Below are 13,907 nucleotides of genomic sequence, written 5' to 3'. Positions count from 1 at the left end.
CGTGGCCGTCGGCCTGACCCGGGAAACCCGTGGCAAGTCGTTGCACCTGGTGGATACTTCCACTGCAGAAAGAGGTGCGCAATTATGCAGATTGCGAAAAATATTTCAACCTGCTTTTATGATTGTTTTGCCCAAGGAGCACCCGATGGACTATCGCCAGCTAGGCCGAACCAATCTGAACGTGAGTGCAATCTGCCTCGGCACCATGACCTGGGGCGAGCAAAACAGCGAGGCTGAAGCCTTCGCACAGATCGAACGAGCCAAGAGCGCGGGCATCAATTTCATCGACACCGCCGAAATGTACCCGGTGCCACCCAAGGCCGAAACCTACGCCACCACCGAGCGCTACATCGGCAACTACTTCAAAAGTCGCGGCGATCGCGCCGACTGGATCCTGGCGAGCAAGATCGCCGGCCCCGGCAACACCATCGACTACATCCGCGACAAAAACCTCAAGCACAACCGCGAGAACATCGTCCAGGCCGTGGATGCAAGCCTCAAGCGCTTGCAGACCGACTACATCGATCTCTATCAGCTGCACTGGCCTGAACGCAGTACCAATTTCTTCGGACAACTGGGCTACAAGCACACGAGCGAAGTCAACCTCACCCCGCTGGAAGACACCCTCGAAGCACTGGACGAACAGGTCAAGGCCGGCAAGATCCGCCACATCGGCCTGTCCAACGAAACGCCGTGGGGCACCATGCGTTTCCTCGCCCTCGCCGAAGCCCGTGGCTGGCCGCGCGCCGTATCGATCCAGAACCCCTACAACCTGCTCAATCGCAGCTTCGAAGTCGGCCTGGCGGAAATCGCCATCCGCGAACAGTGCGGCCTGCTCGCCTACTCGCCGCTGGCGTTCGGTTTCCTGTCGGGCAAGTACGAAGGTGGCGCGCGTCCGCCCAAAGGTCGCCTGAGCCTCTACAGCCGCTTCAGCCGCTACTTCAATCCTCAGTCAGAGGCAGCGTGCAGCCGTTATGTGGCATTGGCTCGTGAACACGGTCTGGATCCGGCACAAATGGCACTGGCCTTCGTCACACAGCAACCGTTCGTCACCAGCAACATCATTGGTGCCACCACGCTTGAGCAACTGGACAGCAACATTGCCAGCTTCGAGCTGAAACTTTCCGACGAAGTGTTGGCGGGGATCGAGGCGATTCACCAGGACCATCCGAATCCTGCACCTTGATAGCCAGGTGAAAAGCCTTCGCGAGCAAGCCCGCTCCCACAGTTGATCAGTGTTGATGCACATATTTGTGCATCGACACAGACCCCATGTGGGAGCGGGCTTGCGCGAAGGCGATCTCGAATTCACCACACCATCAAAGCGACCGCGCAATAATCTCCTTCATGATCTCATTGGTCCCGGCATAGATCCGCTGCACCCGCGCATCCGCCCACGCCCGGGCGATCGGGTATTCCCACATGAACCCGTAACCACCATGCAACTGTACGCACTCATCGAGCACCTTGCATTGCAGGTCAGTGCCCCAGTACTTGGCCATCGCCGCCGTCGGCACGTCGAGTTTGCCTTGCAGATGCAGTTCCAGGCAGCGATCGACAAAAACCCGGCCGATCTGGATTTCGGTCGCCATTTCAGCGAGTTTGAAGCGAGTGTTCTGGAAGTCGGCGATGGCCTTGCCGAAAGCCTTGCGCTCACGGGTGTAATCCAGCGTCCATTGCAACGCCGCTTCAGCTGACGCCAAGCCACCTACCGCGACCGTCAGACGCTCCTGCGGCAGTTCCTGCATCAAGTAAGCGAAGCCCATCCCGGCCTGGCCCAGCAGGTTTTCCTTCGGTACCCGAACGTCCTGGAAGAATAGCTCCGAGGTGTCCTGAGCCTTCATGCCGACCTTTTCCAGACGCTTGCCCTTGGCGAAGCCTGGCGTGTTGGCCTCGACCAGAAACAGACTGGTGCCCTTCGCTCCTGCCTTTGGATCGGTCTTGGCCACGACGATCACCAAATCCGCCAGAAAGCCATTGGTGATGAAGGTCTTCGAACCGTTGATCACGTATTCGTCGCCATCCAGCACAGCGGTGGTTTTCACCCCTTGCAGGTCGGAACCGGCACCCGGCTCGGTCATGGCAATCGCGGTGACCATCTCGCCAGACACCAGTTTGGGCAGGTATTTGTGTTTCAGCGCTTCACTGCCGTAATGCAGTATGTAAGGCGCAACAATGTCCGAATGAAGTGAAAAACCGATGCCGGTCAGCCCCAGGCGGCCGACCTCCTCGATCACCACCGCGCTGTAGAGAAAGTCTGCCCCCAGCCCGCCGTATTCTTCCGGCAGATGCGAACAAAGCATCCCCGCCTCCCCTGCCTTGTTCCAGAGTTGGCGGTCTATATAGCCTTGTTTTTCCCATTGCCCATGGAACGGCACGGCCTCTTTTTCGAGGAACGTTCGCACGCTGTCGCGAAAAAGTTCGTGCTCGGAACTGAACAAGGTTCTGGGGATCATGCGGCACCTATGGTTATTGTTAGCCGGAATTGACCTTTAGAGACTAAGCCTCGCTTCCGATACAGGACACTGGACACATCCGACAAAAAATAAGACGATCCAGCCGTCTGGTGACCACTTTCCCCTATAAGAATAAAGTTGAATTATGTCTAACCAAGTCTCCACGCCCTTGCGGCGCGTCAGCATCCTGGCTATCGACCGGGTTTTCGCTTCCACCCTCATGCAAGCCAAGGATTTCTTCCATCTGGCCAGCCTGCGCTATGGCAAACAACTGGGCCACGGCCTGACACCGGCGTTCGAAACCCGGCTGGTCAGCCCCGACGGCAAACCGGTGAACAGCTTCAGCGACGTGATCATGCCGGTGGACGGCGGCCTGGAAAATGCCGACATCATCATCCTTCCCGCGTTCTGGGACGATTTCGACACGCTCTGCAAACGTTATCCACAGGTCCTGCCATGGCTGCGTCAGCAGCATGCACGCGGCGCCGTGTTGTGTGGCGAAGCTACCGGCGTGTTTTGGCTGGCCGAGGCCGGGTTGCTCGATGGCAAGGAAGCGACAACCTACTGGCGCTTCTTCAATGCGTTTGCCGAGCGCTTCCCCCAGGTCCAGCTCAATCAGGACAAACACCTGACCGACGCCGACAACCTGTATTGCGCCGGCGGCACCACCTCGGCCTGCGATCTCTACATTTATTTGATCGAGCGTTTTTGCGGCGCCAACGTGGCCCAGGCCGTGGCCCGTGACATTCTTTACGAAGTGCAGCGCAGCTATGCGCCGGGGCGGATCGGTTTCGGCGGGCAGAAGCTGCACCAGGACGTGATCATCCTGCAGATCCAGCATTGGCTCGAAGAACACTTCGCCGACAAGTTTCGCTTCGAAGACGTGGCCCGCGAACACGGCATGAGCATCCGCAACTTCATGCGTCGTTTCCAGACCGCTACCGGCGACAAACCGCTGCATTACCTGCAGCGACTGCGCATCGAGACGGCCAAGGGTTTGTTGTCCGGCAGCCGCAAGAGCATCAAGACCATCAGTTATGAGGTCGGTTACGATGACGCGAGTTTCTTTGCGCGACTGTTCCGCCAACACACAGAGTTGTCGCCGAACCAGTATCGGCAGCAGTTTCAGCAAGCGGCTTAAGGACTGAACACAAATCCAATGTGGGAGCGGGCTTGCTCGCGAAGGCGGTGGTTCAGTCGACATCAATGTTGAATGTCAGACCGCTTTCGCGAGCAAGCCCGCTCCCACATGGGTTCTTCGGTGCGCACAAAAAAGGGCCTGCATTGCAGGCCCTTTTTTATTTTCCGAACCATCCTACGGCTTATGCGCCCGGGACAGGAATTCGTGTGACTGCATTTCCAGCAGACGGCTAAGCGTGCGCTGGAATTCGAAGTTCAGGCGACCGCCGGTGTAGAGGTCTTTGAGCTCGACTTCGGCAGAAATGATCAGCTTCACGTTACGGTCGTAGAACTCGTCGACCATGTTGATGAAGCGTCGCGCGATGTCGTCGGTGGTGACGCTCATCTGCTCGACATCGCTGAGCAACACGGCGTGGAAGATTTTCCCCAGTTCGATGTAATCGTTCTGGCTGCGTGGGCCGTCACAGAGTTCGCGGAAGTCGAACCAGGCCACGTCATCGCAGGTGCGCACGGCACGGATTTCACGGTTCTCGATCACCAGTACATCGTTCTCGATGGCTGCCGTGCATTCCGGCGTCAAGGCCCGGAAGCTCTTGCGCAGGCTTTCCTGGGCAGCGTCATCCAGTGGAAAGTGGAACAGTTCCGCTTGCTCGAGGTGACGCAGACGGTAATCGACGCCACTGTCGACGTTGACGATCTCGGTGTTCTGCTTGATCAGCGCAATGGCCGGCAGGAAACGCGCACGCTGCAGGCCGTCCTTGTACAGGCCGTCGGGCACGATGTTCGAGGTCGCGACCAGGGTCACGCCGTTCTTGAACAACTCTTCCATCAACGTGCCAAGGATCATTGCGTCGGTGATATCGGAGACGAAAAACTCATCGAAACAGATCACTCGCGACTCGTCGGAGAAACGCTTGGCGATGATGGTCAGCGGGTTCTTCTCGCCGCCCAGGGTCTTCATCTCTTCATGCACACGCTTCATGAAGCGGTGGAAGTGAGTGCGGGTCTTTTCCTTGAACGGCAGCGCTTCGAAGAAAGTGTCGACCAGGTAAGTCTTGCCGCGACCAACGCCGCCCCAGAAGTACAGGCCCTTGACCGGCACCTGGTCTTTCTTGCCAAACAGTTTGCCGAGCAGGCCTGGCTTGTTCTGCGAGGCCGCGACCAGATCGTCGTACAGGCGCTGCAAATGGCGCACGGCAGTTTCCTGCGCGGCGTCATGGAAGAATTCCGGGCGTTTCAGATCAGCTTGATATCGTTCTAGGGGCGTCATAATTCGTTAGCAAGGCAACAAAAACGGGCCGTCACTGTAGCGACGGCCCGTGGGAATGGCAATCGGCCCTTGGTCGGACCGAGCCGTTGATTATTCCTGAACCGGTGTCAGGGCAACGCGCAAAGCACCGATGGCAGCGTCGCGAGCAGCGCTGTCGGCGAAGGCCGGGCTGTCGGCAACGCACTCGCCTTCCAGCCAGACGCTGAAGCTCAGGTCTTCACTGCGCACGTCCAAGGCTTGACCGGATTGCAGTTGCTTGGTCACTTGCCCTGCGGTTTTACCGTCGGCGAAATTGCGCGACAGCAACAGTTGCTCGCCATCGGCCGCCAGCAGACGGAAGCGGAAACTGCCGTCATCTTCACGGAAGCTGACGAAGCGCGCGGCTTTCGCGGCTTTCTTCTTGGTGGTCGCTGCGACTTGGGTCTGAGCGACGAAAGAACGCAGGCCGACCGCTTCACGCAGTTCGTGGAGGAACGGCGTCGCAACCGAGCGGGCCTTTTTGGCGCCGAGCTGCAACATGTCTTCCAGATCCGCCGGGCGTTCGATCAGCTGGTGATAACGCTCGCGGGATTCGCCCAATTCGCTGTCGAGCAGTTGGAACAGACGATTCTTCGCCTCGCCCCAACCCAGGCCCTGGAGCAATTCGCTGCGGAATTCGTCGGATTGTGCCGGCGTAGCGAAAGCCTGGAACAAGGTGAACAGGTGCGAATTGTCCGGATCCTTGGCTTCGCCCGGGGCACGGGAGTCGGTGACAATCCGCGAAATCGCGTCTTTCATCTCTTTGGCGCTGCTGAACAACGGAATGGTGTTGTCGTAGCTCTTCGACATCTTGCGACCGTCGAGGCCCGGCAAGGTGGCGACGCTTTCCTCGATCAGCGCTTCAGGCATGGTGAAGAACTCTTTGCCCTGGCCGAACAAGTGATTGAAGCGCTGGCCGATGTCCCGGGCCATTTCCACGTGCTGGATCTGGTCACGACCGACCGGCACCTTGTGGGCGTTGAACATCAGAATGTCCGCAGCCATCAACACCGGGTAACTGTACAAGCCCATGGTGATGCCGGCATCCGGGTCTTCGCCGGTTTCGACGTTCTTGTCCACCGAGGCCTTGTAGGCATGCGCGCGATTGAGCAGGCCCTTGGCGGCCACGCAGGTCAGCAGCCAGGTCAGTTCTGGGATTTCCGGGATGTCGGACTGGCGATAGAACGTCACGCGGTCCACGTCCAGGCCGCCGGCCAGCCAGGTCGCGGCGATTTCCAGACGCGAGCGCTGGATGCGCAGCGGGTCATCGCATTTGATCAGGGCGTGGTAGTCGGCCAGGAAGTAGAACGAATCGGCATTGCTGTCACGGCTGGCGATGATCGCCGGACGGATAGCGCCAGCGTAGTTGCCCAGGTGCGGCGTGCCGGTGGTGGTGATGCCGGTGAGGATACGGGTACGAGTCGTCATGGGTAATCGCTTGTCAGACTGCAATCAATTCGAAAGACGCGGCAGGATCAGATCCTTGAGATCGGTCAGCTTGCCATGAAAAAAGTGTCCGCATTCTGCCACTTTCAGCAGCTCATGGGGGCGCTCGAGTGCGTCGGACCAGTCGTAAACGAGCTGCGGATCGATGACTTCGTCGGTTTCCGGCTGGATCAGAGTCAATGTACCTTGTTGCGGCAGTTGATCCTGATCGCCCAAGCGCATGACGGCGGGCGCCACCATGAACAAGTGCTTGAGCTGCTCGCCCTTGGCTTCCAGGCGTCCGCCGAGACTTGCTGCAACAAATCCGCCAAAGGAAAAACCGAACAGAGTCAAAGGTATTTCAGGATGCCTGGCCCGCAGCCACTCGGCCGCCGCCTGGGCATCGTCGACTTCGCCAGTGCCCATGTCGTGCATGCCTTCACTGGCACCGACGCCACGGTAATTGAACCGCAAGGTAATCAAACCGGCGTCGCGCGCGGTGCGTTGCAAGGTCGAGACGACTTTGTTGAGCATGGTGCCGCCCTGCACCGGGTTCGGGTGGCAGATCAGCGCCAGGCCACGTGGCTGCTGCTCGCTATCTAAATACAGGGCTTCCAGTTGGCCGACCGGGCCATCAATCACTACAGGGGTTTCGCGCATAAGCAAGGAAGGAACTCCGTGACCTCGAATCGGGTCGACTCGTCTAGCCAATTGTCTGTGCCAATTCTATTGCGAGTGAATCGCGGTATACAGCGCAGGTTTGAGCCGTTAACGTAAAGCAAAGCCGTTTATAGAGGAAGGACTCGTGGAACACTCGCTCTTAGTTTGGTTGTTGCCGACTCTTGCCCTGGTTGTGGGTGTCGCCATTGGATTCCTGATCGCTCGCCTGGTGCCAAATGCCGCGCCTAGCAGCACGCAACGTCAGCTGGATGACATTCAGGAACGTTTTGACAGTTATCAGAACGAAGTGGTCACCCACTTCAACAGCACTGCAAACCTGGTCAAGAAACTGACTGCGAGCTATCAGGAAGTGCAGGATCATCTCGCCGAGGGCGCCAACCGTCTGGCCCTGGACGAGCAGACTCGCCAACGCTTGCTGGCTGCCTTGCACGCCGACGCGGTGCAGTCTCCACGGGAACGCCTGACGCCACCGCGCGATCAGGAACCGCCTCGCGACTACGCCCCCAAAGCCCCGAACGCGCCGGGCATGCTCGATGAGCATTACGGCCTGAAGAAGTAATCAGGTTTCGCGCGACACAAAAAGCCCTCGGACAAGCGATTGTTCGAGGGCTTTTTTGTTTCTGTTGCTATTTTGCGTTGCCTGTCCGGGCCTCTTCGCGAGCAAGCCCGCTCCCACATTTTGACCGCATACCCCTGAGAGAACTCGGTCGAATGTGGGAGCGGGCTTGCTCGCGAAGAGGCCCTAACTGACAAAAACAAAAAACCGCCCGATCTGTAGAGGATCGAGCGTTTTTTTTGTAAGCCTGGGATTCAGTCAGGCTGTTACTGATATTGCTGAACAGGTTGACCCTGCTGCTGATACTCCTGACCAGGAATCGGCTTCAGGTTGACCTCGACGCGACGGTTCTGAGCCCGGCCATTCACATCACCATTGCTGGCAATCGGGTTATCCGGCCCGGCACCGCGTGCTGTCAGGTTGGCACCGCTGACACCCTGGGAGGTCAGGTAAGTCGCCACACTCTGGGCACGACGCTGGGACAAGTCCATGTTGTGCTGACGGCTGCCAGTGCTGTCGGTGTAGCCGACGATCTCGATCTGGTTCTGGTTGAACTCCTTGAGCGAGCCCGCCAGGTTGTTCAGCGGCTGGTAGAAGCCCGACGCGATGTTCGCCGAATCGGTGGCGAATGTGATGTTGCCCGGCATGATCAGCTTGATCTGATCGCCTTGACGCTGCACTTCAACCCCAGTGTTGGCCATGCTGGCCCGCAATTTTTTCTCCTGCTGGTCGGCGTAGTAACCGTAACCGGCGGCAGAAGCCCCCACCACGGCGGCGCCAATCAGCGCGCCCTTGCCACGGTTATCGTGACTGATGGCAGCACCGGCCAGCGCACCGGCCAAGGCACCGAGGCCACCGTATTTGGCGGTTTTGCTCATGCCCGTAGAGCCGCCATCAGCCTGACCCTGGCTGTCATAAGGGTTCTGCGATGCGCAACCGGACAACAAAGCCACGGCAGTAGCGACAATAATCAAACGACGCGAGGTGAACATGGAGAGCTCCTACTTTTTTTTGCATTCTGTGGTGCAGCGGACTTAAGCAATGAACCTTTGCGGGCGTTGGATCATGGCCAACGCCAAAAATTCCGTCGTGCCTTTCACAACTGCATCTTCAGGCTCGTACAAAGGGGTTACCGCGCATTTCATCGCCCAGACACGTGTCCGGACCATGACCGGTCACCACCGTCGCCTCTTCGTCGAGGGTATACAACCGTTGCTTGATCGAACGCACGAGAGTCGCCTGATCGCCTCCCCATAAATCCGTGCGCCCTACCCCTCGCTTGAAAAGCGTATCACCGGCTATCAGCAGCTTAGCCTCTGAAAACCAAAAGCTCATGGAACCTGGCGTATGACCCGGCGTGTGCAACGCCACGCCACACCCGCAAGCCAGCTCCTCATCGTCGGCCAACCAGCGATCTGGCGATGGCACGGGGGTATAAGGCACACCGAACATCTGGCACTGCATCTCCAGGTTGTCCCAGAGGAATTGATCTTCTTTATGCAGGTGCAAAGTCGCGCCGGTTTTCTCCTTGAGCTGCCCGGAAGCAAGGAAGTGATCCAGGTGCGCGTGGGTATGAATGATGCTGACCACCTTCAGGCCCAACGCGTCAAGGCGCGCGAGGATCAGTTCGTGATTGCCGCCCGGGTCGACGACGATGGCTTTTTTGGTGATCGGGTCGCCGATGATTGTGCAGTTGCATTGGAGGGGGCCGACGGGGAAGGTTTCGCGGATGAGGGTGGGTTGCTGGGACATCGGGGCACGCTCGGGAATCAGGATTGGCTAATTTTGGCACAGAATTGCCTTGATCCATTTACCCCATGTGCATCGTAAAAGTGCGTTACCCCAACACCCCCAACTCCTTCGCCCTTGCCACCGCCTGGGTCCTGCGTTCTACCCCCAACTTACTGTTGATATGACTGGCATGGGTTTTCACCGTGTGCAGCGAAATAAACAACTGATCGCTGATTTCCTGGTTCGAACACCCTTGGGCGATCAGTCGCAGAACGGCCAGTTCACGCGTACTGAGCTGTTCGGCAGCTGGCGATGATTCCACCACCGGCCGAGAGGCCATGGCTGGAAGTTTTTCCGAGAGACTTAGCGAAACGGCCGTCGGTGCACAGAGTTGGAGTTGCCCGCGCAGCCAGTCCGAGTGCTCGGCCAGCAATGGATCAAACGGTTGCAGGACGCCTCCGGCGGCCGCTTCCAAAGCCTGGGCCAGCGCCTTGCGCGCCTCGGATTCGCGCCCGCCCGCCAGCAACAGCATGATTTTCTGACTGAGCGCCATCACGCTGAGCATCTGCCGGCCGCTGTGCTGACCGTGTTCATGCAACGCATTCAATCGCCCTTCGGCGAGCATGGGCTGGCCCTTCATCATGTCCAGCACCGCCTGTTGCAGTTCAATGTGCAGCGGCAGTTGCGGATGGAACTCCGGGGGGGCCGCCGGATGCTCGCCGTTGTAAGTCTGACCCAATCGCGTGAGCCAGGCTTCGGCGAGGTCGGTGCGGCCCTGGGCCAGCCAGAGTTCGCATTTGACCAGAGTGATCATCGCCAGGTAGTAAATCGGCGGGACGTCCCAGATGTGCATCAGGCGCTCGGCCTCGGCGAGTTCGGCGAAGGCTTTTGCGAATTGGCCGTTGTGGCCATCCAGCCGTGCGATCACGCAATGGCCGATCAGCACGCTGATGTCGCGACAGGCCCGGGCTTCGCCCAACCCTGCTTGCAAACGTGCCCGCGCAGCCTGGGGTTGCAAGCGCAGAGCCAGCAAAAATCCCTCGTATAAAATCAGCCGCGCGCGCACTGCGTACAGCCGTTGCGGGGATAAGCCTTGCAGGCGTTGCAGCCCCTGGCGGACTTCATCCAGTGAGCGAAGAATCTCCCCACGCGCCTGCAGCACACGGGCGCGGTCGTAATGGGCCAGCGCCTCGAACAATGGATTACCGACTCGTTGTGCCAGTTCAAGGGACTCACGATTCAACCCCCGGGCACGCCAGAGGTCGCTGTCGGCAATGGCCAGGTTCGACAATGTAGAGAGGCACATCAGGCGTTGCCCATAGCGTTTGGCCGGCAGGCTCTCCAGCGCTTCGGTGCAATAGCGCAACGTCAGCTCGCGATTGCCTCGGCCCCGGGCGATGATGCCGCTCAGAGCCAGCCATTGCGCCAGCATGGATTTTTGCGCAGTAGCCGACGGCGCCGGCAAGAAGCGGCTCAAATGGCTGGCCAGCTCCTCGGCGGCGTCCAGCTGGCAGGCCAGCCCCAACGCCCAGCTGTAGAGCACGATGAGCCGTGGTGTGCTGATCAGCAGGCTGTCGGGCAGGTCCATTTTCCAGCGCAACAGCATGCCGACGTTCTGCTCGGCCAGCAGCTGTTCTTCGGAGAGGTTTTGCACCAGATTCGCCGCAACATCCAGATGCCCGGCACGCAACGCCTGCTCCACCGCCTCATCGAGTAACCCTTGAGAGTTGAACCAGCGGCAGGCACGCAGATGCAAGCTGGCCGTCGGCACCATCGCCTGGGCGGTGGGCCGGCTGCGCAGCAGGTCGGAAAACAGGTGGTGATAGCGATACCAGTGACCGTGTTCGTCCAGCGGCACCAGAAACACCTGATGCGCCAGCAGGAAACGCAGGATCTCGGCACTGTCATGGGCTTCGCGCACGGCGTCGCACAACTCGCTGCAAAAGCGCTCTTGAGGCGCGGTCTCGTACAGAAATGACTGCACCTCGGCGGGCAGGCAATCGATGACTTCTTCGAGCAGGTAATCGCGAATCAGCCCTTCCCCACCGTACAGCGATTGGGGCAATGCTCCCTCGCTGCCCGCCTCGGAGGCCGCCAGTAACCAGAAACGCAGCCCGGCCACCCAGCCTTCGCTGCGCTGGATCAAACTCTCCAGCGCCTCGCCACGTAATGAAATGCTGTGCCGATCAAGCAGGCTCAGGGTTTCATCGTGGGTGAGTCGAAGATCCTGTTCATGTAACTCGAGCAGTTGCCTAGACAGTCGCAGGCGTGCCAGATGCCAGTCGGGACGTTGCCGACTGGTGACCATGACCAGCAGACCATCGGGTAAATGATTGAGAAAAAATTGCAGGCAACGATCAAGCACCGGGCCCTGGGCCAGATGATAGTCATCGAGTACCAGTAACAGCGGCGTAGTGGGTGAAAGGTGCACGGCCAGTTCATCGAGCAAACCGTCCAGCCATTCTTCGAAGGCGAACGGCTGATGACGTTGGCGCATTTTCAGCAGCCCCAGCGCCTGGCGGCCCAGTTGCGGAAAATATTCCTGAAGACCTTCGAGCAGGCGCTCAAGAAAACGACCGGGATCGCTGTCCCGAGGACTCAACCCCAGCCACAGGCTTTGCCAGTGACCCGGCAACCCTTGGCAAAACTCCACCGCTAATGAACTCTTGCCAAACCCCGCTGGCGCGCTGACCAGCAATAGCCTGCCACCGAGGCCGGCGCTCAGACGCTCGCACAAACGCGGCCGCAGCACATGGCCGTCGGGCAGCGGAGGCCGGAAAAAGCGCCCGTCCAATGTGGCGACGGCTACGCTTGCAGGGCCCGGAAATGGAGGCAGATCAGTCATGGCCGGCTCTTGTTTGAAAGGCTGATGGCGGCGTTACGGATGTCCGCAGCCTAGCGGTAAACGAAGAGCTATTGAAGGTTATTGCTACAAATGGCTACAAAAAGACTACGAACAAAAGTTGCCAAGCCTGAGGTGCAGTTTTTCCGACAGACCATGTCGCTCCCTTCGCGAGCAAGCCCGCTCCCACACTGGATCTCCATTGCTCACAGATTGTCTGTCCACCGAAGATCCAATGTGGGAGCGGGCTTGCTCGCGAAAGGGCCATCACAGTCACCGACTGTTCCGCGAGCCCCCCCGCGTTAACAAGTGCGCCCTGATACAAAATTCCGATAAAAAAACGCCCCGAACCAGTCGGGGCGTTTTTACGAGGATGCGGCCTCGGGTTACACCGTATTAGCGAACGCCTTCCTGACGCAATGCTGCCGGCGTGAAGTCTGCGGTGCTGGCAGTGAAGCCAAAGTTATATGCCGACTTCTCTTCGTTCTTCATGCCCAGGGCCAGGTAGCGGCCCGATTGCAGGTCGTACAGGGTTTCGAGGGCGTACCACGGCACTTGCTTGTCGTAGTAGTTCTCGGAATGAGCCTCGGCGACACGCCACAGTTGCCCGCGACCGTCGTAGTGGTCGACCACCGCCGCCTGCCAGGTGTCTTCGTCGATGTAGAAGTCACGTTTGGCGTAGATGTGACGCTGACCTTCCTTCAGGGTCGCAACCACATGCCAGACCCTGCGCAGCTCATAGCGAGTCAGGTCCTGGTTGATATGGCCGGCCTTGATGATGTCGGCGTACTTCAATTGCGGCGAGTCGAGCTTGTAGCTGTTGGAGGCGACGTACATCTCTTTCTTGCCTTCGAGCTTCCAGTCATAGCGATCCGGCGCACCGTTGTACATGTCCAGGTTGTCGGAGGTACGCAGGCCATCGGCAGCGGTACCGGGCCCGTCATAGGACACTTGCGGCGCACGACGCACACGGCGTTGCCCGGCGTTGTAGACCCACGCCGAACGCGGTTCTTTAACCTGGTCGAGGGTTTCGTGTACCAGCAGCACACCACCGGCCAGACGCGCCGGCGCGGTCACTTTCTGCTTGAAGTAGAACAGGATGTTGCCCGGATTTTTCGGGTCGTAATCCTTCATCTTGTCGCGGAACACGAACTGGTCCTCGAAGTACACCAGGCTGAACGAGCCATTCGGCTGCGGCGTGGCCTGGGTGATCAGACGGGTCACACTGCCGCCGCGATAACGGGTGATGTGGTTCCAGATGACTTCAACGCCACTTTTCGGAATCGGGAACGGGATCGCGGTTTCGAAGTTTTCCAGACCGTTGCCACCGGACACCAGGTTAGTGTTGGTGGCGTTCTTCTTGATCGAGGCCAACACCTCATCCGGCACGGTGGCACCGCGATGGGACGGGTAGACCGGCATCTTGAAGGTTTCCGGGTAGCGCTTGAACATCGCGTACTGGCCCGGCGCGAGCTTGTCCTTGTACTGGTCAACGTTTTGCGCGGTGATGGTGAACTGCGGTTTTTCACTCGCGAACGGATCAGCCAGGAAACCCTTGCTGTCCACGGCACCGGCGTTTTTCGGCATGGGTTTCCAGGCCGGGATCGAACCGTCGGCGTTACCCGCCATCTCGGCGCCCATCGGGGTCAGGCTCTTGCCCAGCTTGTCCGCTTCGGCTGCCGGGACCGCCGCCATGACGCCGGTTGCCAGCAGCGACAGCCCCAGAACACCAACGTGGAACAGACTCTTTGTTATTTTCATAAATGTGTTCGTCCTGAAAATACAGTG

At 59.0% G+C, this 13,907-nt stretch carries 11 protein-coding genes; 3 read left to right on the top strand and 8 right to left on the bottom strand.

The window, feature by feature from the left end; all coding sequences use genetic code 11:
• The first annotated feature begins 145 nt into the window (after positions 1–145).
• The gene (locus tag ACIPLA_RS23675) at positions 146–1,186 is read left to right on the top strand and encodes an NADP(H)-dependent aldo-keto reductase (RefSeq protein WP_008072121.1); all 1,041 of its coding nucleotides are present in this window, start codon (positions 146–148) and stop codon (positions 1,184–1,186) included.
• Positions 1,187–1,319: 133 nt separating this feature from the next.
• On the opposite strand, the gene ACIPLA_RS23670 is transcribed toward ACIPLA_RS23675, so the two are convergent.
• A complete protein-coding gene (locus tag ACIPLA_RS23670) occupies positions 1,320–2,456 on the bottom strand; it encodes an acyl-CoA dehydrogenase family protein (protein WP_008004989.1) in 1,137 nt (378 codons plus the stop codon).
• A gap of 244 nt (positions 2,457–2,700) precedes the next feature.
• Here ACIPLA_RS23670 and ACIPLA_RS23665 point away from each other — a divergent pair, with 244 nt between their 5' ends.
• On the top strand, positions 2,701–3,597 hold the full coding sequence (locus ACIPLA_RS23665; protein WP_218399024.1) for a GlxA family transcriptional regulator: 897 nt from the start codon (positions 2,701–2,703) through the stop codon (positions 3,595–3,597).
• Positions 3,598–3,771: 174 nt separating this feature from the next.
• Here the strand turns inward: ACIPLA_RS23665 and zapE are convergent, their stop codons facing one another.
• The 3 genes from zapE to ACIPLA_RS23650 all read right to left on the bottom strand — a co-directional run bounded on the left by zapE (position 3,772) and on the right by ACIPLA_RS23650 (position 6,969).
• Positions 3,772–4,866: a cell division protein ZapE gene (gene zapE / locus ACIPLA_RS23660; protein WP_192345497.1), complete on the bottom strand. Its 1,095-nt coding sequence runs from the start codon at positions 4,864–4,866 to the stop codon at positions 3,772–3,774.
• A gap of 90 nt (positions 4,867–4,956) precedes the next feature.
• Complete coding sequence (locus ACIPLA_RS23655) at positions 4,957–6,312, bottom strand: tryptophan--tRNA ligase (protein WP_192345496.1); 1,356 nt, start codon at positions 6,310–6,312, stop codon at positions 4,957–4,959.
• 24 nt (positions 6,313–6,336) lie between these two features.
• Positions 6,337–6,969 carry an alpha/beta hydrolase gene (locus ACIPLA_RS23650; protein ID WP_218398915.1) on the bottom strand — a complete coding sequence of 211 codons (633 nt, stop codon included), beginning with the start codon at positions 6,967–6,969 and terminating at the stop codon, positions 6,337–6,339.
• A 145-nt stretch (positions 6,970–7,114) separates the two neighbouring features.
• On the opposite strand from ACIPLA_RS23650, the gene ACIPLA_RS23645 reads away from it, so the two are divergent.
• Positions 7,115–7,549: a YhcB family protein gene (locus ACIPLA_RS23645; RefSeq protein ID WP_192345494.1), complete on the top strand. Its 435-nt coding sequence runs from the start codon at positions 7,115–7,117 to the stop codon at positions 7,547–7,549.
• A 263-nt stretch (positions 7,550–7,812) separates the two neighbouring features.
• Here the strand turns inward: ACIPLA_RS23645 and ACIPLA_RS23640 are convergent, their stop codons facing one another.
• From ACIPLA_RS23640 to ACIPLA_RS23625, 4 genes are all read right to left on the bottom strand, one after another.
• The gene (locus ACIPLA_RS23640) at positions 7,813–8,538 is read right to left on the bottom strand and encodes an OmpA family protein (protein ID WP_218398914.1); all 726 of its coding nucleotides are present in this window, start codon (positions 8,536–8,538) and stop codon (positions 7,813–7,815) included.
• Between the two features lie 118 nt (positions 8,539–8,656).
• Positions 8,657–9,298, bottom strand: a complete 642-nt coding sequence (locus ACIPLA_RS23635) for an MBL fold metallo-hydrolase (RefSeq protein ID WP_007905270.1) — start codon at positions 9,296–9,298, stop codon at positions 8,657–8,659.
• Between the two features lie 85 nt (positions 9,299–9,383).
• On the bottom strand, positions 9,384–12,122 hold the full coding sequence (locus ACIPLA_RS23630) for a LuxR C-terminal-related transcriptional regulator (protein ID WP_401176407.1): 2,739 nt from the start codon (positions 12,120–12,122) through the stop codon (positions 9,384–9,386).
• Between the two features lie 393 nt (positions 12,123–12,515).
• Positions 12,516–13,880, bottom strand: a complete 1,365-nt coding sequence (locus ACIPLA_RS23625; RefSeq protein ID WP_218399368.1) for a DUF1329 domain-containing protein — start codon at positions 13,878–13,880, stop codon at positions 12,516–12,518.
• Positions 13,881–13,907 lie beyond the last annotated feature (27 nt).

The organism is Pseudomonas sp. NPDC086112 (genome assembly GCF_044746425.1).
Lineage (GTDB): Bacteria > Pseudomonadota > Gammaproteobacteria > Pseudomonadales > Pseudomonadaceae > Aquipseudomonas.
The sequence above is the reverse complement of the archived record's forward strand: the minus strand, read 5'-3'. Positions and strand labels throughout refer to the sequence as shown.